The sequence below is a fragment of the Halalkalibacter lacteus genome, assembly GCF_036663595.1.
Lineage (GTDB): Bacteria > Bacillota > Bacilli > Bacillales > Bacillaceae_D > Halalkalibacter > Halalkalibacter lacteus.
In genome coordinates, this window is the sequence record NZ_JAWRVL010000007.1 from 1 (window position 1) to 25,471 (window position 25,471).

Genomic DNA, 25,471 nt, shown 5'->3' on the forward strand with positions numbered 1-25,471 from the left:
TTTTCTTTGCGCAAAATAAAATTATTGAACATTTGGAGTATTTATAATAGTGAAATTAAATTAATGCAACACTAGTGACATTAATATTAACATTTGAGTTAGAAACTACAACATAAATGTTACAATTTTCCTAATTCACAATCCATAAATTGTTCAGTTACCAGTACTAAAGTTATAAGTTTTAGACAACAAGAGTAAAGATAGGGGTCTGTGTAGTAATGGAACCAAATCACACAATAAGCATTTTATCAAGACCTAAATCGTAAAAAGTCATAAAAAATAAGGAGTGAAATATATTAGTCATGTATAATATGTTTCACTCCTTTTACTTTTTGTTCCACAATCGCGCCCGATTGTGGAAGATCATAATAGCTTTTATTGGCTGATATAGTTCAACAAGAATGGTTCACAAAATAAATACTCGGGTTTAAAGTTATAGGAGACGAAGATATTTTCTCCCTCTTTCAACACAAAAAATTATTGTTACTTTAACTGACTCGACTCTATAAGGAGCCTGTCCTACCAGATACTACAAATTAATCTAACTCCAAATATAACTCAGACAAAGTACGACCATCAATTGTAGCTTTTTCAAATAACTCTTTGGGACTATTGAATTCCTGAGTATACGAATCGCTAACTCTTGTTAAATAACACTTTCCAGGATTTTGGCTAATCCAATATCTATCGTTTTTATATTCAAAAGAAATTTCTTCACCAATATTTACACTCTTTTGCAGTTCAATAAATTCTTCCAACCTCATTACTTCTACCTCATTTCATTTATTGTTATTATTTTTAGTACCACTTTAAACTTCTTTTACCATTAATCCAATCATGTCTATGAGGAACTTTAGGATGAAGCTTAGGATTACCATGATCAGTATAATCAATATCTACATCAGCTTTTCCGTTTTTATCATAATATCTTCTTTGTTCAACTTTCCCATCTTTTATCTTGTCTTTTGAAGAATGTGCTTTTCCTGTAGTCGGTAGTGACCGACTTGTACTCGTCGAATGATTTGCAGTCTTTTTTCCATCTTTTTTAGCATCTTGATATGCTTTTTCAGTAAAATAAGCAGATACTTGATTATAAAGCCAAGATCCTGCAGCTATAGTAGCACCACCAATTACAAGAGCACCAGTAACAGTAATTGCTATTTGTCCAATACCTGGAATAAAATATACACCTGCAGCTGCTCCAATAGCGAAAGTTTGGAATCCTCCATTGTAATCATTTCCATATGGATTATTTGTAGTGTAAAGAGCATCTTCATGATATGGATTTAAATATTCTTCAGGAATTTTTATAATCTCATCTTCAGAATAATAATTTGGATCTAACAGCTCTTTTGGAATATCTTCAAAGCTTTCAAATTCAAACTCCCATTCGAGACCTTCATCCATCACATTATGCTTACTTCCACTATGAGCAGATGCTAAAGATGAATTTAAAACTGAAAAAATTAACAAAACAGCTAACAATGCAGAAATCCTGCTACTAGTAAGGAAATTTTTAATCATTTAATACTTTCCTCCAATTTGTTTAATTACATTAACAACAATTTACAATTTCTATATTAATTTAAAGATAAAGGAATACAACAAATTCGACAAAACTAGACAAATAGAATTTAAAGGGGTTATGGTTATATTGCCGTTTTTGTTCCATTACCACAAATCCCTATTTCTTTTACTTAAAATACTGTTCAGATCGATTCTCTCTATCTAAAACATAATCAGAGTCTAGTAAATCTGTTAATAGATGGGGTTTCTCAATAAATGCCATACCATCGATACGACGACGATCTTGAGTATATGCATTATGTATGATTTCTGCATGAGTTGTGGGTCCAACGGCAGCGAACACCTCATACCCTTCTTCGACGAGATATTGAAATCGTTCTCCGCAATATTTCACACGGGAACCAAACGGAAAAAGTATAAGGGCGTTGGTCCAGTTATAATCTCCACTTCTTCTTTCCAACGTTCCGTGTCACGTTTAACGCGCTCTAATGTAGCATTCCCGATATAAATATGAGCGTAAGAGTTGTTTCCAAACGTCTAACTACCCTTCCGATTTCTTATAGTACACTGGATGCAGGGTAAAAGGAACGTAGAGATTGTTGTAATTGGGTTGTACATCTTGACTTTGTTTGTTATAGCGGTGATGTTGTATCTAGAAAGGTCGTTGTTCGCAGTTGGTTCGTTGGATGGGACGACTATCTTTTTCTACGTTATGGTAATAGTTTTGTACGTTTTTGGTTTTTATCAAATCTATAAAAATTACTCTATTTGGAAGAAAAAGGGCGCTAGTTAATACTAACGGGTTCAGTTATGGGAGGGAAAATGTGAATTGTGCAATTCACATTGATATTCCATGTAAATTAACACTGTAATTAGCACACAAAAACGCACAGATTAAAATCTGTGCGTTTTTACTCATATTTTCATTTCTTATTGTACTAAAGAGCGTTAGTTGAAGAAATTTAAATAACTTATACTTACTTAATTTTACATTGAATTTCAAGCACTTACTTTCCCTCTGACAATCTTAATGCTAATAATTAGTATCCAGAACATGAAAAGTAGACCAACTAATTCATTAAAATCATGCATGTTTTGCTTTCCATGCATTAGAAAGAACCACGAAAGCAAATAACCTGAAATTTGTAAAACCCCTGTCAAATAACCTAACATACTTAGTTTCTTCGTCTTGTCTAAAACATATAAACCTGCTGAATGTGTTATAAGCCAAGTAGATAACAATAAATTCGCAATTATATAAATGCTTACAGATAGTCCACCCTCAAGCATTGACCACTCATATAATAATGTTGCGAATTGACGTGTGTATATATTTTCACTTGAATTCAGTAGCTTTGCATAAAGTTCTTCAAATTTGTCAAGTAGTTTTGAGTAATTTATGGTTTCAAGGCACAAAAAAACTCCTTATAATTAGGATTGGTAGTTCTGTCCAAATCCCAATTAAAAGGAGCTCACCATGGACAAGAATACCATAAAATCTACAATTAATGAACTACTAAAAGGAATAGATGAACAAACTTTTTCTAAGCTGATTAACGTCATAGACCTGGATAAATATGTGAAGAAATTATCGGCATACAAGTTCTTTCAACTGCTTATTCTTGCGCAATTGGAAGAAACGGAAAGCCTAACGTTCTTATCAAAGCAGGTGAATACAAGAAAACCTATCAGCTTGAACTAGCGTTGGACACAATCAGTACATCACAACTTTCTAGAAAGCTTGGGAGCTTATCACCTAAAATCTTTGAAAAGATCTTTCATCACCTCGTCTTAAAGACTCAAGCGACCCTCAAACAACCTGCGATCATTCGTGATATAGGTCGTTTATACGTAATTGATTCAACGACGATGAGCATGAGTCTTAGCCAATTTCCTTGGGCAACATTTCGTAAAACGAAAGCTGGAATACGGCTTCACTTACGAGTGATCGTGACGAAAGATTTGACGATTCCTGATAAAGGTGTATTACTACCAGCTAAACACGCAGATCGCACACAAATGAGTGAGCTCATCGACATTGATTCAGATGCAATCCACTTATTTGACCGAGGGTACAACGACTATAAGAAGTTTGACGAATTCTGTTTACAGGATGTTCGTTTTATCACGCGCTTAAAGAAGAATGCGCAAATTGAGGTGCTCTCTGAACAAGTACCTGATCCTGAATCTCTTATTTCCAGAGATCAAGAAGTGTTTCTCGGCAATGGACAGAACGGAACGAAAATGACCCATCCTTTACGTCTTGTTGAAACCAAAGATCGTGAAGGAAACACGGTGATCATCGTCACCAACTGTTTTGAGCTCTCAGCTAACGAAATCGGTGAACTCTACCGCTATCGTTGGAAAATCGAAACCTTCTTTAAATGGATAAAGCTGCACCTCAAGCTCAAAAGCTTCTACGGCAAGAGTGAGAATGCCGTTTGAAAACAAATCTGGATCGCTCTCATCACGTACTGTTTACAAGTGCTCTTACAACAAAGTGTCCATCACGAGGGACCATTACTTGAAATCAAGCAAACGTTGAAAACCCTCTTATTTGATGGATTTGATGCATTCCTATGCGCTCTTTTCAGGCAGCCCGCGCGTTCATCGAAAGGACGTCGAAAACTGAACTGGGAGGCAGAGTTTCAAGTGATTGAGCAACAATTCCTTGAAGGTGAGGTGAGCCATTTAGACGACTTAATGTACGATCCAGTGTTTACAAACTAGGAACATCTATAAATCTAAAATTGTGGATAAGGACTACCGCACACGTCAGTGTTGTCCGTTTTTCACTTAGGTCCACCACGATAAAATCAGAATATTCTTTCTAATCCAGCCTTTAACGAAACGGTTCGATTGACAATAAAGATACTTATTTATGCAATGCTAATGACTTGAATTATATAGATTAAAAGCATATTCAACTGTTGTAGCTTGAAGCATTAGCGATAAACCATACAAAGCAAAACCTAAACAACCAGAAATTAAACCAATTGTGTTTGTTAAACTAAAATTTTTTGTTTTCTTCAAACGGATAAATAGTCCAATAGGTAATGTAATTGAGAGCAACATTATTAACGCCTTACTACCATGGTCCATACCTAAATACCCTGGAAACTCACTATAATAAGCGATTCCTGTCTCTGCCAACGTTTCACCTTCAATATAGTGGACAGGATTAGAAATACTAAAGACAATATTTATAATCATCCAGACTATTATAATGGTAACATGTAATATTCCTATCCAACCAATTACTTTCAATGAAAAACCCTTCTGCCCCGTTGAATAACCCTTTATTACTTTAACATAAAATTCCATTAATCCTTGAAAAATTTCAGAAAAAAAACCGAGATAAATTACGCTCGGCTCATTGCATGTAAATGATATTGTTTAGAGAAAACTGTTTTTTCGCAATTCCCCAGACGTTGAGCTGGTGTTGCAACAATCTCTTGTTTACCTTGTCTGGTTTTATAAGATAAACAAAAGTTATAATAGGTTCGAAGGATGGTCAGCGCCATTTGAGCATAACGAGGATTAAAGTTTGAATAGATATAACTTTTCCGGTTCATCGCAGTTTAGAGTGAAACAAAGCTGTCCACAATGAAACTAACAATTGTTTTCAATAATTTGCAAGATTTTTAGCTCCTTGATGAATTTCAGATATTAGGTTAGCAACTGGCCTTTTTTTCTTATTTGGAACCTATGTTTGGGTGTTTAAGCTACAGAATAACTGAACCAAATATGTGTTTATTTGTGGTAATGACCATTCTCACGTTGCACTATTAAGGAAAGATGTCTCAAAAAGGACTAGTCACAACCAGTAGCTGCTTAGACTCTTTTTGTATCGGAATACCTTTTCTGAATGCCGACACTACTTTAGATTGACAGTTTTTATTTTAATGTATACGATTTATATCGAAAGCGCTTAACTTTACAGAGTTGGAGGGAATATTATTGCAAGTTGCAGCTGAACATGTTCAGAAAGAAGTACCAGACGCGACCAAGAAAGATCATATAATCTTTTTAAGTACTGTTTTTTGTTTTTGGTTTTCCACATATATTTACATCCCTGTTTTTGGATTGCATTTGGAAAATATCGGGTTTTCATATTCGTTCATCGGTATCATACTAGGGAGCTATGGTGTAACACAAATTCTCCTTCGCTTCCCATTAGGAGTTATTTCAGATCATCTTATAGGGTTAAGAAAGCAATTATTAATCTTCGGTTTTTTCGTTGCCCTAGCTAGTAGTCTCCTTCTTCTATTTTCTAATACCTTCTTTGCTATTTTTACGGCTCGCCTTCTTGCAGGAGTAACAGCTGCAATGTGGGTAATGGCAACCGTTTTATATTCACAGTATTTTCATTCTGATCAAGCTTCAAAAGCGATGAGTAGAATTCAATTTCTGACTGTCTTTGCGCAATTTTCCAGTATGATCATTAGTGGTTATTTGGTGCTTTATTTCGGTTGGAGTTTTCCTTTTTGGGTGGCTGCTGTTACATCAATTATTGGTATATTCTTAGCTTTTCGTATAAAAGAAGTTTCATATCCTAGTCGTCCAAGTCGCAAACAAGAATTTCATATACTATCACATATTAAGAAAACGTATAGACTAAAAGGGTTAAAAACGATAACCTTCTTATCCTTAAGTGCACACTCTATTTTATTTATTACGATTTTCGGATTCTCGCCGATGTATGCGACTCATTTATCTGAAGCAACTTATGCTGTTACGATATTAATTTGCGCATTCTTTATTCCACATGCACTTGCATCTGTTTGGCTAATGTTCTATAAAGTAGACTTGCAAAAGCAAAAAAAGGTTTTACTCTTTTGCTTTTGTGCTACATCGATCTTTCTTTTCTTTATTCCTTTAACAAATTCACTATTTACCTTATGTTTTATACATGCTGGCATTGGACTAACGTTAGGCATTATTTTCCCTTTACTACTGGGCATGGTCATTCAAGTCAGTATTACCGATTTAAAAAATTCAGCAATGGGCTTTTATCAATCATTTTATGCGGTCGGGATATTAATAGGGCCATTATTTGCAGGTGAGATAGCAGAACGAGCTGAGTTGATTTTCGTATTTTATTTATGTGGATTCCTTTCGATTATTGCAACCATAGTTGTTCTTTTCATGGCACGTACAAAAGGGTAATAATCAACAACATCCATACCTTACTAATAAGTCCTCAATCACTTATGATGCTCATCCACAAGTGATTTGAGGATCTCCCTATAAAAATAGATTGTATTACGCTACTAACAAATAGATTGTCATTACAAGTAAGATTGCCATTACACTATTCTCACCGAGAATTGATCCAGTTTTCACATAAAATGGAATTCTAATGTTTGATTTGATTGGATAAAAGAGTTTTGTCCCTTGAGGTGTAAGTAAGTCTAATATAATGTGACTTATAACACCAACGATAATACCTAATTGTAAATCATTAGAACCACGGAATTCCAATTGTTGCAGTCCCCAATAAATAAGAAAGATAAAGAACAAACTATGTGTAATAGAACGATGCCCAAACATTTTGCTTAACATATTCGACAACAACGGAACGGTTCTTCCTATCATTGATCTTGGATGACAAATATCCGGTATGATGGCTCCAAAAAGAGCTGCACCATAAAAAATGATAGGTTCCTGAATATGTACAGAAAGTACATTCATTGTAAAAGTTGCTGCCGCTAACCCACCTACAATATGAGTTGGTCCTTTCATGCCGTTTCATCTCTTTTCACTTTACATAATAACATTGTAGTAAACTAAATAGTTACCTGGTTCCACAACTACCATACCACAGAACAAAAGTTCTTATCAAGAGTAAGTACAAACAGTAAAATGGCACTTGAAAAACGATGAGTAGGAAGCCTACTCATCGTTTTTTTTCTCTGTTACAATTTGTTGCCAAACTCCGATTATTAAGCCTTCAACAGTCGTATCAATAATAAACGAACCATTATTATATCGATCACTATTTCGGAATTTAGCTGGTGCTATCGTCACATTCGTTCCTTTTTCCGTTTGAATCATATACGTATCTGATTTAGAAATAACTCGCTTGCACGCTACAATCCGATGAGAATTTGATTTGAGTTCACGCAACATAACAAGGCCGCGCTTCGCTCTACCTGATTTATCGAATTCAGATAAAGACATTTTTTTTGCTGCTCCACGTTGAGTAACAATAAAGAATTCAACCTTTTCGTCCATGTTAAATGTCGTAGCATCAATTACATGGTCATCATCTTTTAAGTTAATTGCTTTTACTCCCGCTGCCCGTTGGCCAACTAGATTTATTTCCTCTTCACCGAGCCATAAACCAAAACCCAACTTCGTAGCAAGGAATACTTCTTGTTTTCCATTTGTTTTTCTTATAGAAATCACTTCATCATCATCTTTTAATTTAACAGCCATCAGTGGTTTTGAGTAACGCTGCGCTTGATATAGCGATAATTGAGATCGCTTAGCCATTCCGTTTTTCGTTAAGAAGAGTAGAGATTGTTCTTCGTTAAATGCTTCTATTCCCATTGCTTCAACAATTTCATCATCTTTATCAATCCCAACGATATTAGCGATATGTTGTCCATTATCTTTCCAACGAATATCTGGAAGTTGATGAACTGGCAAATAGAGATAATTTCCCATTTTTGTAAATATAAGAAGGGTATGGGTCGTGTTTATTTCAAAATGTCCTAATAAATAATCCCCTTCCTTCATCCCCGGGGGTTCTTTACTTGAGGCCGTATAGGAACGGATACTTGTACGCTTTACGTAACCTTCTTTAGTTACTGTTACCACCACATCTTCAGAAGCAATTAGGACGTCCATGTTAATTTTGATTTCTTCAATTTCCTCTTTAATGATCGTACGACGAGAATCAGCGAACTCCTTTTTGATCATTTGAAGATTGGTTTTAATCACTTTAATTAATTTCTTCTCACTATCAAGGATTGCCTCGAGCTCATGAATTCTGCGTTCAAGTTCAGCTGCTTCTATTTCAAGAGTCGTAATGTCCGTATTCGTTAAGCGATAAAGCTGCAACGTTACAATTGCTTCAGCTTGTGCTTCGGTAAAATCAAATTTTGTAATTAGGTTTTCTTTTGCATCTTTTTTATCTTTCGATGCACGGATTGTTGTAATGACTTCATCAAGGATGGAAATCGCTTTGATTAAACCTTGTACGATGTGCTGACGATCTTGCGCCTTTTTCAGGTCATATTTTGCTCGTCTTGTAAAAACAAGTTTTTGATGATCAATATAGGCTTGAATGAGTGCTTGAAGCCCCATCAATTTCGGTGCTTTATTAGCGATTGCTACCATATTGAAATTATATGTAACTTGTAAATCTGTATTTTTTAGTAGATAGTTTAAAATTGCATTGGCATCTGCTTCTTTTTTCAGCTCAACGACAATGCGCAGTCCAGTGCGATCCGTATCGTCGCGAACTTCAGCAATTCCATCAACTTTTTTATCAAAACGAAGCTCATCCATCTTCTTAACTAAATTTGCTTTTACGACTTCATACGGAATTTCAGTGATGACAATTTGTTCGCGCCCACCACGAAGTTCTTCAACTTCAGCTTTCGCACGGACAACCACTTTTCCTTTTCCGGTACGATACGCTTGACGAATCCCGTCAAGGCCTTGAACAGTACCACCTGTCGGAAAATCAGGTCCTTTAATGACTTGTAATAAATCATCGAGTGTCGTGTTTGTTTTTTCCATTTGCATAATAACACCATCGATAATTTCACCTAAATGGTGTGGCGGGATATCTGTTGCATAACCTGCTGATATCCCAGTTGATCCATTGACAAGCAAGTTTGGATACATGGCTGGTAATACAACAGGTTCATCTTCAGAGTCATCAAAGTTGGGAATATAATCAACTGTATCACGATCAATATCACGTAATAACTGAGCAGCTATTTTGGAAAGACGAGCTTCCGTATAACGCATCGCTGCTGGAGGGTCACCATCAACTGACCCATTATTTCCGTGCATATCAATTAAAATGTTCCGTACTTTCCAATCCTGACTCATTCGAACCATCGCTTCATAAACAGATGAATCTCCATGCGGATGGTAATTACCAATAACATTACCGACCGTTTTTGCTGATTTACGGAATGGTTTCTCTGCTGTATTGCCTTCCTTATACATCGCATACAATATACGACGTTGAACTGGCTTAAGACCATCCCTTGCATCAGGTAATGCACGTTCTTGAATAATATATTTACTATAACGACCAAAACGGTCACCAATCACGTCTTCTAAGGGAAGGTCTAAGTAACGCTCTGTTTGTACCAAGCTTACTCCTCCTCAATAATTGCTATGTTTTCATTTTCTAAGATGTTCGAGTCTTCTTCCATTCCAAATGCGACGTTAGACTCAATCCATTTACGTCTAGGTTCAACTTTATCACCCATTAGTGTTGTCACTCTTTTTTCGGCACGGGCTGCATCATCAAGCTTGACTCGAATCAGTGTTCTTGTCTCAGGATCCATCGTTGTTTCCCAAAGTTGAGTCGCATTCATCTCCCCAAGACCTTTATAACGTTGTAATGTATAGCCTCGTCCAACTTTTTTAGTCACCTGGTCAAGTTCGCGCTCATCCCACGCATACTCAACCACTTCTTTTTTACCGCTTCCTTTGCTCACTTTATATAGAGGGGGCAATGCAATGTATACTTTGCCTGCATCAAATAGTGGACGCATATAGCGGTAAAAGAATGTTAGCAGAAGAACTTGAATATGAGCACCATCTGTATCTGCGTCAGTCATAATAACGACCTTATCATAATTAACATCATCTATTGCAAAATCAGACCCAACTCCAGCTCCAATCGTATGGATAATGGTACGAATTTCTTCATTTTTCATGATATCTTCAAGTTTTGCCTTTTCCGTATTAATCACCTTACCCCGTAGAGGAAGAACGGCTTGGAACTTGCGATCACGGCCTTGCTTAGCTGAACCTCCAGCAGAATCACCCTCAACTAAGTATAGTTCATTTCTCTCGGGGTTTTTCGACTGAGCAGGTGTTAGTTTCCCACTTAAAAGAACATCTCTTCGTTTGCTCTTTTTGCCATTTCTTGCATCTTCTCGCGCTTTTCTAGCCGCCTCTCGTGCTTGCTGGGCTTTCAAAGATTTTCTGATCAACATTGTACTGACATCAGGATTTTCTTCAAAGAAGTAAGAAAGCTTTTCTGATACGACACCATCAACTGCTGAACGTGCTTCTGCTGTACCTAGTTTTCCTTTTGTTTGCCCTTCGAATTGTAGTTTTTCTTCAGGTACTCGAACGGAGATAATCGATGTAAAACCTTCACGGATATCTGATCCATCTAAATTTTTATCTTTTTCTTTTAACAACTTTACTTTTCTTGCATATTCGTTCACAGCACGTGTCATTGCCGCTTTTGCACCAAGTTCGTGAGTACCACCATCTTTAGTACGAACATTATTAACAAAAGATAAGACATTTTCCGTATAACCATCATTAAATTGAAAAGCAAAATCGACCTCGATATTATTTTGTTCTCCTGAGAAGAAAACAACAGGACTTAATGTTTCTTTATCCTCATTTAAATATTCAACGAACGCTTCAATTCCATTTTCAAAATAAAACTCTTTTTGTGAACCTTCCCCTCGCAAGTCAACAAGGTCAATTTTTAGCCCTTTTTGTAAGAAAGCGGCTTCACGTAAACGTTCTGTCAACGTTTCAATATTATACGTTGTTGCACTAAAAATGGTTGTATCAGGCTTAAAGTGAATTGTCGTTCCAGATTTACGTGTTTTTCCAACCTTTTCAAGAGTCGTAACTGGCTTTCCTCCATTTTCAAAACGCTGTTTATAAGCTTGCCCGTCACGGTTAATTTCAACAACAAGCCATTCAGAAAGAGCATTAACGACAGAAGCTCCAACCCCGTGAAGGCCTCCACTAGTAGAATACCCACCTTGCCCAAATTTTCCACCCGCATGAAGAACAGTAAGGATGACTTCAGGTGTTGGCTTCCCTGACCTATGCATTCCTGTTGGCATTCCACGCCCTTCATCAGTAACAGAGATACTATTATCGCTGTGAACCGTAACATTTATGTATGCTCCGTGCCCAGCAAGTGCTTCGTCAACGGAGTTATCTACTATTTCATATACAAGGTGATGAAGCCCGCGAGCGTCCGTACTGCCTATATACATTCCTGGGCGCTTTCTAACAGCCTCTAAACCTTCTAATACTTGTATTGCATCATCGTTATAATCCATATGTTGTTTCTTAGTCAAATTTGATACTCCTTTCAACATGCTACGAACATTGTAGCACAAGCGAACAAACGTTTCTATCTTTTTGAACAGTGCTGCTTTATCTATTGTAGCGGTTATTTCAGTATTCGCAACCTATTTTCCATTATCCTGCATTTCATTAAGTTTGGCAAAAAGAAAAAGAAGTGCCTCAAAAGGTCGTATTTTGCCTTTTGGGACACTTCCAAAGCAATAAAAGGAACCGTTTTACTTTATTAAACCTGATTTGAGTGGGTTTCTCATAGAGTGTGCAGGCATTGCACGCTAAGCTCTTATAAATCTTATTTCCATTTTGCGTGTTCGACTTTAATACAACGATTCATCACCGTTTTGATCCTCTTTTCTGTTAACATTTCATATGCTTCTTCATTTTCTAGGCCAAGTTGAGCCCAAAATGATTTAGCACCTACTTCAATCGTTTCTTGAGCAACCTCTGGTAAAAATTCACTTCGCCTAAAGACATTGACAATATCAATTTCCCCTTCAATTTCCTTTAACGAACCGACAGCTTTTACGCCCAACACCTCGTCAGCAGAAGGATTAACTGGAATGATTTCATATCCAGCATTTTGCATTGCTTCTGAAACCATATAAGACGTACGTTCAGGGTTTGGCGAAAGACCGACGACCGCTATACGTTTGCTTTCCTGTAACAATTGCTTAATCTCTTCGTTACTTGGATATTGAATGGTCAACATGATCACTCCTTCACTAATTTTCGTAATTCTTTTTCAGCACATTACGTATCTATTCCTGCAATAACTGGAAAAGAAACGTTTAATTTCATTAAATTAGCAAAAACTAATAATATATATTAACGAAGGGAGGATTCATAATGAAAAATCGTCCCACATTGCTTATGTTACGCTCACATTTTTGGTTTATCCCTGCTTTATATGGAATGATCTCTATTGCTTTAGCTGGAGTAAGTATTTGTATAGATTCAAATATAAATCATGATTTTTTACCTGCTGTTTTTATCGTAGACTTGAGCCTAGCTCAAACATTATTAAGTACAATCACATCGTCTCTCTTAACAATGACGACCATTTCATTCTCAACCATTATGGTCGTACTAACAACGTATTTATCACAATTTTCACCTCGAACGATGCAAGATTTTATAACAGATGTACATACACAACGCATTCTCGGTGTTTTTATTGGAGGCTTTGTCTATTCATTAATCCTTTTATTGCTTTTACGTGAAACGAGTCAGCAATTTCTCTTCCTCTCTCCGACATTAGCAGTGATTTATGCCATTATTTGTGTAGGTTTTTTTGTGTTTTTTGTCCATCATGTAGGGAGGTGGATACAAGTAAGTAATTTAATCCATCATATTACACGAAAAACGATTGAATCCATTCATGAGAATTACGAAGATGAGGAAATTCAGGTTGCTGATGAACCTTGGAAAGATTGGGAAAATGAAGAACTTAATCTAGTGGAACCGACCTATATGCATGCTGCAAAATCAGGCTATTTATTAGTCATTGAATTGAAAAAATTAGTTGAGCTAGCAAGTAACGATAACATCATTGTAAAAGTGGAAGTAGGACTTGGCGATTTTTTAGAAAAAGGAACAATTATTCTTTCATTTTGGGGTACTATGAAGAAGATAGACCGTTCTGTTTATCAAAGTTTATTTCATGTGGGTGAAGAACGAGCAACCATCCAAGATATAGATTTTGGACTGACGAAACTAGTAGAAATTACCTTACGCGCGCTCTCACCTGGTATAAACGACCCAAACACGGCGATAAGTGGTATTCGTGCTCTTGCAAGAATCTTGACTGTTTTAGCAAAAAAGAACCTTCACCGATCCTTTTACAATGACGAACACGAGAGCCTTCGTGTCATGGTAAAGCAGCGACATTTTGAAGATTATCTATATCGTTGCTATTACCAAATCCGTCATTATGGGATTGAGGATATTTCTGTCGTGGCTGCCATGATTGATTCCTTACAAATAATCGCAACACAAAATGATAAAAAAACAAAAGGAATGATCTGGAAATTTTCTCGTTACATCCAGCAAGGAATTAAGAAAGAATCATTGCTCGAACTTGATCGAGCATATATAAATGAAAAAATCCAACACTTAGCTATCCAAACCGAACATGCTAACGATTATCATCCGTTATAAAGGTTGTTCCAAAGGGCGGGTTTCCCTTTTGGAACAACCTTTTAGCAATGAGTAGAGCCTCTGCAATCTTTTTAAGCATTTTACTCAAAGCAGGCGCGCAGAGAGCGGAGCTATTGCAACTTCACTGAATTAAAGGGGCCCCTTTTTAATTTGCATTATTCAAACCTGTCATATAGAGCGCTTTCATATATGTTAAAACTTAAGTGCCGATCCATTTAACCATTGTCCACCATCAATCGTAATACAATCACCGTTAATATACTGAGCTTCTTTCGAAAACAGAAATGCTGCGACTCCTGCCACCTCCTCTACTTTTCCAAATCGTTTTGCTGGTATACCTGAAACGACTTTTTTGTATGCTTCGTCATGTAAAATGAGCTTCTCGGCTCCCCCAGTACCCTCAACAGGACCTGGTGCAATTGCATTAACTCGAATACCATATTGACTTCCCCATTCAACAGCGAGCGTCCTTGTCATAGCAAGCACCCCTGCCTTTGCACTTGCAGAATGAACAACACCTGGCCCAGCCGTCCATGCATATGTTGCAACAATATTCGTAATGCTCCCAGCCTTTTTTTCTTTAATCCACTCTTTTGCGACTGCCTGTGTACAATACCATGTACCATTCAAAACAATATCAATGACTGCATTCCAGCCATTAACAGAAAGTTCTTCTGCGTGAACAAGGAAATTACCGGCAGCATTATTGACAAGATAATCAATTGTACCAAATACCTCTTTTGTTTGGTCAACCATCGCTTGAACTTTTTCTGGTTCTCTTACATCCATAACAAAAGGTAAGATCTGTCCTTCAAATAACTCAATTTCCTGCTTTGCACGCTCCAATTTTTCTTGATCACGACCACTTATTGTCACATAAGCACCTAGTTCTGCAAAACGTTTTGCCATTGCCTTCCCCATTCCATTGCTTCCCCCTGTTACAATTACCGCTTTTCCCTTCATCGTCTTATCCCCCGTTAAGTTTTATAGTGAATGAATAATCATTCATTTATTAATTGAATTGAAATAAGCTCCTGTCTTATTTCTTATCGGTATAATACCTATCACCCTAGATTGCTTCCCAAAAGGATTAAGTTAAACTTTCCCACCTCAATTAATCATAACATGTTCCTCTTAGCGTTAGAAACCATTTTCAAGAGAAATCCTTTCCGAAGTGAAGTTTTTTACATGATTTTCTAATTTAACTTCATTTGCTTATGTCTTTAAAAATAAAATTATGTATTTTAAATGTCAATTGAAAACGTTTCCTTATCATCAAAACTGCAACTTTACTGACAAAAAAAATAAGTTTTTCATCTTATCTTTTTTCAATGCTCATTATTTTCTCGACAAATAAATCATGTGCTCTAGAAATAAAATCATATTTCCCTTTAATAATAGAAAGGTTTCTAGTGAATCTCCGATTACCTACAATGATCTCCTTTACCTCACCCAATTCTAGTTCTTTCCTTACGGTCAATCGTGATATCATCGCAATGCCGAGTCCAGCAGATACGGCTTCCTTTATTCCTTGACTACTACTAAAAACAAAAGTTCGATCCACTTGCAATTGTAAAGTTTGAATAAGTTGGTTGCTATAGGCACGTGTACCTGAGCCCTTCTCTCTTAAAATCCATACTTGATCTTGTAACAAGTCAGGTTTAACGATTCGCAATTGCGATAATGAATGATTTTTTGGAGCAATTATAATCATTTCATCATTCATAAAAGGAACAGTTTCTACTTCTGTATCGAAGACTTCTCCTTCAATTAAGCTAATATCTAACTCTTTTGAACGTGTCTTATCAATGATTTCTTCTGTATTTCCAACAATAACCTCTACATCTACCTTCGGATGTTCTAATGCATACTCAGCAAGAACTCTAGGAAGGATATATTCCCCAATCGTAAAACTAGCACCAATTTTGATTGCTCCTTGCACAATATGCTTTTGATCAGCAATTTCCTGTTTTGCCTCTTCATATAGAGAAAGAATTTTCTTCGCTTTTATATAAAACATCTCTCCTGCTGCTGTTACTTTTACTTGTTTCGGAGAGCGGATAAATAAAGTCGTTTCTAACTCATTTTCTAGATTTCGAATATGCAAACTGACATTCGGCTGAGATAAATTCAATAATTTTCCGGCTCTTGAAAAATGTCGTAGTTCTACAACCGTCACAAAAATCTTCAAATGATCTATATTCATTTTCAATCCCTCTTATCATTTCATCGTTCCTATTCACCTTACCATAAATTTATCAAATGATAAGGATTTTCGGTATATATTTCACTTATTATTAATTCTTTTCTATAGTAGACCTTGCATGTTATACGAGATATGAATATTCCTGAGACTTAATTTCCTAATGAAAATTTGAAGTGGGAGTACTCTCGGGCAACTATGATAGAGTGAATGATCATAAATTATTATTAGACTCATATACTTGGACAAAGCGTATATAAGCTAGTAAATAAATCAATGATCGGTGGTGCTTAATTTGAAAATTATTTCATGGTATGCGCACAAAGGAAATAAGAATGACAAGAAAGAAAAAAACAAAGCACTAGAGAAAACTCCTTTAAAGGACCTATTTAAGGCAAAGAAAAATAACCAAGATTGATTACAGAGCCCCTTCACAACTAAAATGCAACTTTCTCTTTAAGCTTTCTCAATTGTAGACAGAATATTTGCGGAGGCTTTAGTTCTTCTTCCCAAACACTAAGTTACTTTAATAAAAAAACTACACCTTTTTAGTTGCTCTCAAAAGGTGTAGTTTTTATTTGGCTATGCAGAGAGTCTTTGCTCATTTCTACTGCAAATCTCTATCGCTTTCTCTATATTCAATCATTTTGAAAGGTCAGACAAATACATAATAACTCCTTTTCGTCCTAACGACTGGATTAATTGTATTTTTTCGAGAACCTTCTCCTCATGACCTCTTTGTTCGACAGTGTGTAAGACTTCTTTGACAGTGGCGGTTTTGTTCGTGAATGGAGAAACCAATATATCCTCCTGTACAATTCCGAAACGTTCCTCTAAATATTGTTCTATCAAAGAAATCACTCCTTCATTTTTTATTGTCCCTACAAAGCGAGACTATCAAGCATTTTTTCTGTTTTGCTTGTTGTATAAATCTTACAACGTATAAAGTTGTCCGTTCAAACATCTCGTTAGGTTTTATATCAGAAAAAAATGAAGCCCGTCACTACATGGACAAAATTTCCAAAGTAGACAAAACGAAAAGCTACTAACTGATAAATCAGTCAGTAGCTTCATAATATGCAACTTATTCTACAATGTTGACAAAAATATCGGATATGGATGGTGCTTCTTCAATTAATTCAAATTCCAACATCCAATCAATTGTATCTTGCCACGAGGCTTCTTCTTGGCTTCCAAATCCTACATCGGACTCCATTTTTGGAAGAAGGATTTCTAAGCTTTCTTTCTCCACCTCTTCAATAAGAGGAAAGTTTGATTCATCTTGGTTAGTTAACAAAATGTTTAGAGCTTCTTCAGGTTTTTCCTTCATGAACTCATATCCTTTTGTCGCCGCACGCCAAAAGGCTTTAATCTCTTCTTCTTGCGCTTCCCATGTTTGATCACTCGTCACAACAACAAGTTCATAAAAACTTGGCACTCCGTAATCAACTGGATTGAAGTAACGTGTTTTGTGACCTTCATAACTTAAAACTGGAACTTCGTGATTAATATAGGCACCAGATACTGCGTCTACTCGCTCACTGACAATTGAAGAGCCTAGCTCAAAACCGACGTCCATCATTTGGACTTCATTTGCGTTACCACCATCATTTTCAACAATTGTTTTAATAAGTGCTTCGTTGACTGGGATACCAGGATAACCAACTGTTTTGCCTTCTAAATCTTTCGGACTTTGGATTTCGCTATCCTCTAAAAAGATCACATGGTTCAGCGGGGAACGAACAATGGCTCCAACTGATTTTATTGGAACATCTTGGTTTGCACGCGCAGTTACGACATCTGGTTGATACGAAATACCAAGAGTGATTTGTCCAGCTGCAGCTAAATTAATTGGATCCGTTGGGTTCGCTGGAAATTGAATATTCACCTTCACTCCTTCTTCTTCAAAGTAGCCATTTTCTTCTGCTACAAATAAATAACTATGTACAGCATTAGGGTACCAATCTAACATAATATCAATTTCTGCTAACTTAGCTTCTTCTTCACTATCTCCACCACAAGCTGCAAGACCTATTACCATTAATGCACTAATACTAGCTGTTATCCACTTTTTCATTCTGTTCTCCTCCACTTTAACGAAATTTTCTCGAGTACTACAACAATCAAAAATAACACAATTCCTATTGCGGACAACAAAACAATCGGTGCAAATACTCCCGCCCCATCAAATTGCGTCATCATCCGTCTACTAAAGTAGCCAAGACCTGCTTTGGCTCCTAGCCATTCTCCAATCGCGGCCCCAATAACGCTTAAGGTTACGGCCACTTTTAAACCTGAGTAAAAATGCGGGAGTGCTGAAGGGACACTCAATTTAAAGAAAATATCCTTCTTACTCGCACCCATTGTCAGCATCAGTTCTTTTAACTCTTTGCTACTTGAACGAAGGCCATCGAACGTGTTAACCGTAATTGGAAAAAAGGTGATTAAGAGTGTCACAACGACTTTGCTCCAGATCGAATAGCCAAACCATAGGACAAAAATTGGGGCAAGAGCAATAATCGGAATTGTTTGTGATGAAATAATAATTGGGTAAAATGCTTTTTCAGCAGCTTTACTTACACTCATCCAAATCGCTAATCCAACCCCAAGAAAGATGGAGAACGCTAATCCAATTAAAATAATCGCTAACGTTGCTGGCAAATGAACAAGAAATAACGTGTTTCGACTATCATATAACTTCACCATTACTTCTGTAGGCGATGGCAAAATGAATGTCATACCAATCACTCTAGAAACGATTTCCCAAATCAGAATTATAGCAACAATAAGTATCGCTGGTGTTACATAATCTTTTACATGCCTCATGATGTCACCTGTTTACGTAGTTGTTCGATTAATTGTTCTTTCACCGCAATCACGTCTGGTGAGTTGATATCGCGAATTTCTCTTGGACGTGTTAAAGGAACATGTACCTCCACGAGTTTTTGAACAGGTGCTTCTGTAAAAACAAATACACGGTCAGATAAAAATAAGGCTTCATCAACATCATGAGTGATAAATAAAATCGTTGTTTTCCACTTTTCCCATTGTTCTAACAACCATTCCTGCATCGACAATCGTGTAATTGCATCAAGGGCACTAAACGGTTCATCTAACAACAATACACTTGATCCACTTAACACTGTTCTTAAAAACGAAACACGCTGCCTCATGCCACCAGATAACTCGCCTGGATACTTTTTTTCAACACCTTTTAATCCAAACTCACCTAGTAGGTCGGATACTCTTTTATGAGCTTCTTGCTTTTTTATCCCTTTTAATTCAAGAGGAAGTGCCGCGTTGTCCAAAATCGTTCTCCAAGGCATGAGCAAGTCTTGTTGCGGCATATATCCGACTTTCCCATAGCGATTCGGATACTCTTTTCCATTTATGAGGATCTTTCCATTTAAAGGCTCTTCAAGTCCTGTTATGAGTCTAAAAATCGTACTTTTCCCCGATCCACTTGGCCCAATTATGCTAATGAATTCACCTTTATGGACATCAAAATCGAGTGAATTTAGAATGAGAACTGATTGTTCACTTTTGCTTTCTTTATAGTGAAAACTGACCCCTTTAAACTGTAAAGATCGTTCACTCATCCGTTGGCCACATTTCCTGTTTGTATGACATATCCCAGAACATATACTCAAAACGCGTCGTATTTAAAAAGATTTCTTCGAGCTTTCTAAGTTCCGACTCAGGTTTTCCTTCTGTTAATGTATTAAGCAGGTCAATGCACCAATGAGCTAATTTACCAAATTCTTCTGAAGAGTACATTTGAATCCATTCTCCGTAAAATTCATGCGTACTTGCCCCTGGTCTTTCATTTAGTTCTTTTCCAATTTCCCAGTAGCTCCACATGCAAGGAAGAACAGCAGCTACAAGATCGGCTAATGTCCCGTTTTGACCAACGTGTAACATGTAATGTGTGTAGGCAAGGGTTGTTGGAGCTGGTTTGGCTTGTTCAAACTCTTGTTCTTCAATTTCAAACTTCTTTGCATATTGACGATGAAGAGACATTTCTTCATTTAAAGTTGAATCTAATAATTTTGCAAACTTTCCCATCGTTTCAACGTCTTCTGCTTTCATAGCACCTAAAGCAAACAGCTTCGCATAATCGATTAAGTACAAATAATCTTGAATCATAAAGAAGCGGAACTTCTCACGATCAAGCGTCCCATCTCCAATTCCTTGGACAAATGGGTGAGCATGATTCTTCTTCCAAATCGGCTGCAATTTCTCATACAAACGTTCACTAAATTTCACGTGTAAGCACCTCTTTTTACGATAGTTCGATTATCCATTACTTTATGAATGGCGGTTTGTCCATTCATAAATAAACGTAGCAAGAACTTTTGTATAGTCGACTAATTGATCAATCGATACTTGTTCATTGACAGAATGGGCGTTCAGCAAATCTCCAGGGCCATAAATAACCGTCGGAATCCCTGCATCCGCTAACCATCCACCATCTGTTACGGTTGGAGAGACATCAAGAATCGCCTCTTGTCCGGTTACGTGTTGATGTGAGCGTGCTAGTATCTGGACTCCCGGATGGGTTGGATCGATCTCGAGTGATGGAAAAATTTCTCCACGGTCTTCAATCATCGAAGTTCCACCCCAAGTAAACGTAGGAGGATGCTCACGTAACCATATATCACCTTGAGCCACTTTTAAAATGTGTTCTTCTATCTCTTTTGCTACTTTGTCGTATGTTTCATTTGGATAAAAATGGACAGTAATCCACAATCGGCACTCATCTGCGACAAACGCTGCATGTCTTCCACCCTCAATCACTGCTGGGTTAATCGTATTCGCACCTGGTGGAAAACCCGGATAGCTTTTTGTAATGGCCCAGTGGCGCTCAAGTTCCCCAAGGCCCTCCATTACTTTCATCATTTTTTCAATTGCACTTGCAGCTACTAAATTGCCTCCGGCATGAATCATGCTTCTTCTTGTAGCATCATGGTATGTCTGATTGCTTTTCACCGTAATCCAACCAGTGATGACACCACCTTGGCCTTGAATATGTAAGTCACTCGTATCAACAACAACTGCACAATCAGCGCTGTATCCACGCTTGCAGCATTGCAGTGTACCCGCCTCTCCTACTTCTTCTCCAATGACAGATTGGAACAAAAGATCACCCGGCAACTCGATACCCGCTTCACGGAGTAGTTTTACCGCAAATAAAGCCCCAGCCAACCCACCTTTCATATCAGCTGCACCCCGTCCAATAACAACCCCATCTCGAACGATTGGTGTAAACGGATCGATCTCCCACTCTTCTCCCTCACTTACTTCTGCAACATCCATATGTCCATTAATAATCAGACTTTTGAATGTATCAGAAGCCGTTCCTTTTAGAAGACCAACTACGTTAGGGTCATTCGGGTATACATCCCACATATCAATCTCAAACCCTAACTCTTCTAAAAAGGTAGCGACGTATTGTTGCGCCTCTTTCGTATTTCTTGCTGGCGGGGCAGGTGTTTTAAATGAAATGAATGTTTTTAGTAAGTCAATCATCTCACCTTTTCGTTCATCAATTTGCTTCAATATTACATCTAAATTTTTTGACACGCCCTTCCCTCCTTTTGAAATCACACTTCATATCCTTTCAACACAGATAGAAATTTAACGTTAAAAGAGTTCTTCTATGGGACAATCGGTCCTCCATACACCCATGAAGACGCAAAAAAACCACTTCTAGTTCGCTCGAAGTGGTTGAGAACAAAAAGTATGCTTAACTCAAGAATATGATATCAGAAACTTTCATACACTTCTTCCCTCCGCTAGTCTGAACTAGATCAGGTTATAAGGGTTAAGATGACCATCTCTCTCAGCTAAAAAGCACCCCTAGTAGTGATTGCTATTAAATTTAAACTACTACTAGTTGTACCATATTATGATAACAACATCAACAAGTTACAACCAGATAAAACAGAATAATGATTTATATCCCTATAACCATCATTACCTCGAATTGAAATGATCGTAATTGATCTTCGTGATTAAATACATGGGTATTAATCAAGTTGAGGAGAATTCTACTCAGATATGTTACATTAAATTCGTCTCCTTTTTTTACCGTAACTGCATCGTAAACGCTTGATCAGAGAAGAGTATAGGTATTAAAGAAAATTGAAAGGATGATGTAAGGTGATAGCTATTGTTTTTGACCTAGAGTTAATCAAACGGTTTCGAAAAGGACAACCGAGTGAAATTGTTGAAATAGGTGCTTGCAAAGTTGATATGCAAACGAAAAAAATTATAGATCATTTCCAAATGTATATCTTTCCAAAACGAGGTCACATTTCTAAAAGCACGAGAAAATTTATTAAGATGAAGGAAGAAGATGTTGAAAAGGCTGTGCCATTTGACATAGGAATCCAAAAGTTTTCCAAATGGCTTGGAGAAGAGTACTATTTATGCTCTTGGGGTAAAGACGACCGAGCTCATTTCATCAATCAATCTGTTCAAAATAAACTGCCTCTTGAATGGTTACGTAACTATAATGATATCCAAAAGCCAATCGGCAAATTGTTATCAGAAGAGCTCAACAATCAATTAGGGCTTAAAAACGCATTAACAATAGCTGGAATCGAACCGATAGGAAAGGCTCACCGCGGCATTGATGATGCTATTAACACAGCTATGTTATTAATAAAATTCCTAGATCAAATTGAATTAAAAGAAAATAATTTGTCTACAAATGAAATTCAGAACCATTACCGAAAATACAAACGATCTAGGTTTCGTCACAAAGATCAAGCTGCTAAAGAAAAACAATACCCTTTCACTACACCACCGAATCATTCCTAAGCATCTATTGTTCTTTACGTAACCAAAAGGAGAGTGGACTACATGCGATCTATTTTTGAATTAGACATGTTTGTTGATGATTCCCTTTTTTTATCATCCGTACATATCTTCACTCTCATTCTTTTTTTGGTTTTTGTTATACTCCTTTATTCATTACGTCATTTCTCTCGGATGAAAAGATTCGGTCGTTGGATACTAGTACTATCATTAGCTATTTCAGAATTAAGTTTACTACTGTGGGGTATTTCCGTTGAGCTATGGGATATTAGATTTAACTTGCCATTACAACTTTGTACGATTAGTTTATATCTGTGCATGTACATGCTCGTATTCAAAAGTTATTTTGTGTTTGAAATTGTCTATTTCTTCGGATTAGCTGGAGCGTTACAGGCACTCATTACACCAGATTTGTTTTATACCTTTCCCCATTTTCGTTTTCTTCACTTTTTCATTGCGCATTTTGCTATTATTCTTGCTATCTTATATATGGTATGGGTTGAGAAATTTACGGTTAGTGCCAGATCTATTAGTAAATCAATGCTTGTTTTAAATGTATTTGCACTAATGGCATTCCTCGTCAACCAAGCGACTGGAGCTAACTATATGTTTCTCGCTAGAAAACCGCCGAATGTCAGCATTCTCGATTACTTAGGGCCTTATCCATGGTACATCCTCTCTCTTGAACTTCTTGCGTTTATCATGTTTCTACTTCTTTATTTTCCTTTTTTTATTCAAAAAGCACTCACAAAGAAGTGAGGACATTTCAATGTCCTCACTTCTTTGTATATAACATTGAAACTCACCAACAATCGATTACTTATTGAAAATCCCAATTAGAAAACCGCCTTCTCCAACGTTTAGAAAATCAATTCCAAAATGGGTTAAAACCGCAAAGAGCACACACCAAAACGCAAGGCTTCCTGTTAACCAATAGGCAACTGCCCTTTTCGTCCCCCCTAGTGATAAAGCCATTAAAGCTGTTAAGTGACTTCCAACAATTAATGGTCCAATAATCGTTAATCCTGGCATTCCGTATTTATTCCAAATCTTTTGTGCACGCTGTGTTCGTTTGCTTTCACTTTCTGTAGCACCTTCTTCTTGCTTCCCTTTTCTGTTTCTTCTCCACTGCTTTATTTTTTCAACAAAAATAATAACAAGGATAACGGTTAAGAAATTACCTACAAAACCTAATATTGTAACTGGAATAGCGGATAAACCAGCAAGAATTGCAATGGGTACTATCGCTACTGCTTCAAAAAACGGAACAGAAGCCAATAAAAACACAAGTACGTAAGCCCATAACACTTCAAAAAACCCCATAATCCACCCCTACTGTTATAGTGTTTATATTGATATGTACACTATTACAATTTTCTCCAAAAAAGAAAACCTTTTTTAAAAAATGAACTGGTTTAAACTAAGAATTAGGCTTTCTAACAAAAACAAAACAAGCACTAACTTAAACAAAAAAAGAGTGAATCATAAGTCCATTAATGAGGGACTGATTCACCTTCCTCTATATAAAGAGGCACCACTTCTCCTCTCCCTACATATGTGAATGCGGTTATGATTGCTAAAAAAGAAATAATTAATAGTACAGAAAATAGTCTTCTCATTATCTAATTCTCCTTCAATTTCATATTTCATTTTTACGTTGAATGTAATCAGCTGTACCAAGTGCAGGATATGTTTTTATGATTTCGCTCTCTACGATCCATACTATAACATTATCTCCTTCTCTTATATCTTTTACTACAAGTTGTTTTTCCTCTTCATCAACCATATACGCTGCTGTTATATCTACATATACTTCCCCATTGATAAACAACCATTGTTCTTCAACACTATATACTTCACCCGCAATATCTGGAGTATCTAATGGTCGTCGTAATCCCTCTACTGATCTTTCATTTTTAACTAAATAAGAAACGTTTAAAAATGAAAACCATGAACGAATCTTAGCTGAACTTAACATTATTCTCCACCTTCTTCCCTTAGTAATGATAAAACGATAGTATTCTACATACCGTTTCAAATCGGAAAATAAGTTTGTGTCACAAGAATCATTAATCAGCTAGGAACATACAAATTAGCTACATTCACCCACTAAAAAAGAAGACCAATGCTGGCCTCCTCTAATTAATGTAAGGATATTTTAGTTAAATCAAACTGGTTCTCTTTCATATACTGTTCAACAAGCTTAGCTTCATCCTTGCTTAGTCCTTGTAAGTCTGTATCACAAACAAGGGCAGGGCCATACAATGCTTTTACTTCATTGTTTTTTACTTGTATCCCTTCTTGATGACAAACAAAACTATACTTTTTTCCTCCCAATGAGCAACTTAATATTTTCGCTTCTCCATGAAAATAGGATTGTATATCCTTTTCAATTGCAGCGATAAAACATTGTTCTCTAGGGTGCTTCTCAACAATACGCAT

At 36.7% G+C, this 25,471-nt stretch carries 27 protein-coding genes, 1 pseudogene and 1 riboswitch; of the genes and pseudogenes, 6 read left to right on the forward strand and 22 right to left on the reverse strand.

The genetic code is table 11. The features are described from left to right. Positions 1–536: 536 nt before the first annotated feature. From SAZ04_RS06690 to SAZ04_RS06705, 4 genes are all read right to left on the reverse strand, one after another. Positions 537–764, reverse strand: coding sequence for a hypothetical protein (locus SAZ04_RS06690; protein WP_332692977.1), 228 nt, complete (start codon positions 762–764; stop codon positions 537–539). Positions 765–798: 34 nt separating this feature from the next. Next, on the reverse strand, positions 799–1,524 hold the full coding sequence (locus SAZ04_RS06695; RefSeq protein WP_332692980.1) for a hypothetical protein: 726 nt from the start codon (positions 1,522–1,524) through the stop codon (positions 799–801). A 169-nt stretch (positions 1,525–1,693) separates the two neighbouring features. Next, positions 1,694–1,987 carry a hypothetical protein gene (locus SAZ04_RS06700; RefSeq protein WP_332692983.1) on the reverse strand — a complete coding sequence of 98 codons (294 nt, stop codon included), beginning with the start codon at positions 1,985–1,987 and terminating at the stop codon, positions 1,694–1,696. 539 nt (positions 1,988–2,526) lie between these two features. Then, positions 2,527–2,943: a hypothetical protein gene (locus SAZ04_RS06705; protein WP_332692986.1), complete on the reverse strand. Its 417-nt coding sequence runs from the start codon at positions 2,941–2,943 to the stop codon at positions 2,527–2,529. 61 nt (positions 2,944–3,004) lie between these two features. On the opposite strand from SAZ04_RS06705, the gene SAZ04_RS06710 reads away from it, so the two are divergent. Together SAZ04_RS06710 and SAZ04_RS06715 are read left to right on the forward strand one after the other, a co-directional pair. Next, positions 3,005–3,229 carry a DUF4372 domain-containing protein gene (locus SAZ04_RS06710; RefSeq protein WP_332692989.1) on the forward strand — a complete coding sequence of 75 codons (225 nt, stop codon included), beginning with the start codon at positions 3,005–3,007 and terminating at the stop codon, positions 3,227–3,229. A 2-nt stretch (positions 3,230–3,231) separates the two neighbouring features. Then, positions 3,232–3,972, forward strand: coding sequence for an IS4 family transposase (locus SAZ04_RS06715; RefSeq protein ID WP_332692992.1), 741 nt, complete (start codon positions 3,232–3,234; stop codon positions 3,970–3,972). Positions 3,973–4,416: 444 nt separating this feature from the next. Here the strand turns inward: SAZ04_RS06715 and SAZ04_RS06720 are convergent, their stop codons facing one another. Beyond that, positions 4,417–4,794, reverse strand: a complete 378-nt coding sequence (locus SAZ04_RS06720) for a hypothetical protein (protein WP_332692995.1) — start codon at positions 4,792–4,794, stop codon at positions 4,417–4,419. Between the two features lie 106 nt (positions 4,795–4,900). Continuing rightward, positions 4,901–5,099: pseudogene (locus SAZ04_RS06725) on the reverse strand (insertion element protein); the annotation flags it as partial. A 388-nt stretch (positions 5,100–5,487) separates the two neighbouring features. On the opposite strand from SAZ04_RS06725, the gene SAZ04_RS06730 reads away from it, so the two are divergent. Further along, positions 5,488–6,696 carry an MFS transporter gene (locus SAZ04_RS06730; RefSeq protein ID WP_332692998.1) on the forward strand — a complete coding sequence of 403 codons (1,209 nt, stop codon included), beginning with the start codon at positions 5,488–5,490 and terminating at the stop codon, positions 6,694–6,696. Positions 6,697–6,792: 96 nt separating this feature from the next. Here the strand turns inward: SAZ04_RS06730 and SAZ04_RS06735 are convergent, their stop codons facing one another. The 4 genes from SAZ04_RS06735 to SAZ04_RS06750 form a co-directional block, all read right to left on the reverse strand. After that, positions 6,793–7,272 carry a metal-dependent hydrolase gene (locus SAZ04_RS06735; RefSeq protein WP_332693001.1) on the reverse strand — a complete coding sequence of 160 codons (480 nt, stop codon included), beginning with the start codon at positions 7,270–7,272 and terminating at the stop codon, positions 6,793–6,795. Positions 7,273–7,422: 150 nt separating this feature from the next. Beyond that, the gene (gene parC, locus SAZ04_RS06740; RefSeq protein ID WP_332693004.1) at positions 7,423–9,867 is read right to left on the reverse strand and encodes a DNA topoisomerase IV subunit A; all 2,445 of its coding nucleotides are present in this window, start codon (positions 9,865–9,867) and stop codon (positions 7,423–7,425) included. Positions 9,868–9,869: 2 nt separating this feature from the next. Further along, positions 9,870–11,822 (reverse strand): DNA topoisomerase IV subunit B, encoded by a 1,953-nt coding sequence (gene parE, locus SAZ04_RS06745; RefSeq protein ID WP_431308972.1) that lies wholly within the window; start codon positions 11,820–11,822, stop codon positions 9,870–9,872. Positions 11,823–12,139: 317 nt separating this feature from the next. Further along, a complete protein-coding gene (locus SAZ04_RS06750; RefSeq protein ID WP_332693466.1) occupies positions 12,140–12,553 on the reverse strand; it encodes a CoA-binding protein in 414 nt (137 codons plus the stop codon). A gap of 140 nt (positions 12,554–12,693) precedes the next feature. On the opposite strand from SAZ04_RS06750, the gene SAZ04_RS06755 reads away from it, so the two are divergent. After that, positions 12,694–14,004 carry a DUF2254 domain-containing protein gene (locus tag SAZ04_RS06755; protein WP_332693009.1) on the forward strand — a complete coding sequence of 437 codons (1,311 nt, stop codon included), beginning with the start codon at positions 12,694–12,696 and terminating at the stop codon, positions 14,002–14,004. A 192-nt stretch (positions 14,005–14,196) separates the two neighbouring features. On the opposite strand, the gene fadH is transcribed toward SAZ04_RS06755, so the two are convergent. From fadH to SAZ04_RS06795, 8 genes are all read right to left on the reverse strand, one after another. After that, positions 14,197–14,967, reverse strand: a complete 771-nt coding sequence (fadH, locus tag SAZ04_RS06760; protein ID WP_332693012.1) for a 2,4-dienoyl-CoA reductase — start codon at positions 14,965–14,967, stop codon at positions 14,197–14,199. 355 nt (positions 14,968–15,322) lie between these two features. Beyond that, complete coding sequence (locus tag SAZ04_RS06765; protein ID WP_332693014.1) at positions 15,323–16,210, reverse strand: LysR family transcriptional regulator; 888 nt, start codon at positions 16,208–16,210, stop codon at positions 15,323–15,325. A 639-nt stretch (positions 16,211–16,849) separates the two neighbouring features. Further along, positions 16,850–17,059 carry a hypothetical protein gene (locus SAZ04_RS06770; RefSeq protein ID WP_332693017.1) on the reverse strand — a complete coding sequence of 70 codons (210 nt, stop codon included), beginning with the start codon at positions 17,057–17,059 and terminating at the stop codon, positions 16,850–16,852. Positions 17,060–17,291: 232 nt separating this feature from the next. Next, positions 17,292–18,284: an ABC transporter substrate-binding protein gene (locus SAZ04_RS06775; protein ID WP_332693020.1), complete on the reverse strand. Its 993-nt coding sequence runs from the start codon at positions 18,282–18,284 to the stop codon at positions 17,292–17,294. Then, positions 18,281–19,033, reverse strand: a complete 753-nt coding sequence (locus tag SAZ04_RS06780; RefSeq protein WP_332693023.1) for an ABC transporter permease — start codon at positions 19,031–19,033, stop codon at positions 18,281–18,283. The genes SAZ04_RS06775 and SAZ04_RS06780 overlap by 4 nt, the downstream gene beginning before the upstream one ends. After that, positions 19,030–19,806, reverse strand: coding sequence for an ABC transporter ATP-binding protein (locus SAZ04_RS06785; protein ID WP_332693026.1), 777 nt, complete (start codon positions 19,804–19,806; stop codon positions 19,030–19,032). The genes SAZ04_RS06780 and SAZ04_RS06785 overlap by 4 nt, the downstream gene beginning before the upstream one ends. Next, positions 19,799–20,473, reverse strand: coding sequence for a thiaminase II (gene tenA, locus SAZ04_RS06790; protein WP_332693029.1), 675 nt, complete (start codon positions 20,471–20,473; stop codon positions 19,799–19,801). Before tenA ends, SAZ04_RS06785 begins: the two co-directional genes overlap by 8 nt. A 42-nt stretch (positions 20,474–20,515) precedes the next feature. After that, positions 20,516–21,790 (reverse strand): acetylornithine deacetylase, encoded by a 1,275-nt coding sequence (locus SAZ04_RS06795; RefSeq protein WP_332693032.1) that lies wholly within the window; start codon positions 21,788–21,790, stop codon positions 20,516–20,518. 187 nt (positions 21,791–21,977) lie between these two features. Further along, a riboswitch (TPP riboswitch) is annotated at positions 21,978–22,078 on the reverse strand. A 291-nt stretch (positions 22,079–22,369) separates the two neighbouring features. Here SAZ04_RS06795 and SAZ04_RS06800 point away from each other — a divergent pair. Both SAZ04_RS06800 and SAZ04_RS06805 read left to right on the forward strand, forming a co-directional pair. After that, positions 22,370–23,032 (forward strand): 3'-5' exonuclease, encoded by a 663-nt coding sequence (locus SAZ04_RS06800; RefSeq protein ID WP_332693035.1) that lies wholly within the window; start codon positions 22,370–22,372, stop codon positions 23,030–23,032. A gap of 42 nt (positions 23,033–23,074) precedes the next feature. Then, a complete protein-coding gene (locus SAZ04_RS06805) occupies positions 23,075–23,788 on the forward strand; it encodes a YwaF family protein (protein WP_332693038.1) in 714 nt (237 codons plus the stop codon). A 57-nt stretch (positions 23,789–23,845) separates the two neighbouring features. On the opposite strand, the gene SAZ04_RS06810 is transcribed toward SAZ04_RS06805, so the two are convergent. The 4 genes from SAZ04_RS06810 to SAZ04_RS06825 form a co-directional block, all read right to left on the reverse strand. Further along, positions 23,846–24,352 carry a small multi-drug export protein gene (locus tag SAZ04_RS06810; RefSeq protein ID WP_332693041.1) on the reverse strand — a complete coding sequence of 169 codons (507 nt, stop codon included), beginning with the start codon at positions 24,350–24,352 and terminating at the stop codon, positions 23,846–23,848. A gap of 170 nt (positions 24,353–24,522) precedes the next feature. Further along, positions 24,523–24,648 carry a hypothetical protein gene (locus SAZ04_RS06815; RefSeq protein ID WP_332693042.1) on the reverse strand — a complete coding sequence of 42 codons (126 nt, stop codon included), beginning with the start codon at positions 24,646–24,648 and terminating at the stop codon, positions 24,523–24,525. Between the two features lie 20 nt (positions 24,649–24,668). Beyond that, positions 24,669–25,007: a hypothetical protein gene (locus tag SAZ04_RS06820; RefSeq protein ID WP_332693044.1), complete on the reverse strand. Its 339-nt coding sequence runs from the start codon at positions 25,005–25,007 to the stop codon at positions 24,669–24,671. 164 nt (positions 25,008–25,171) lie between these two features. Next, complete coding sequence (locus tag SAZ04_RS06825) at positions 25,172–25,471, reverse strand: hypothetical protein (protein WP_332693046.1); 300 nt, start codon at positions 25,469–25,471, stop codon at positions 25,172–25,174.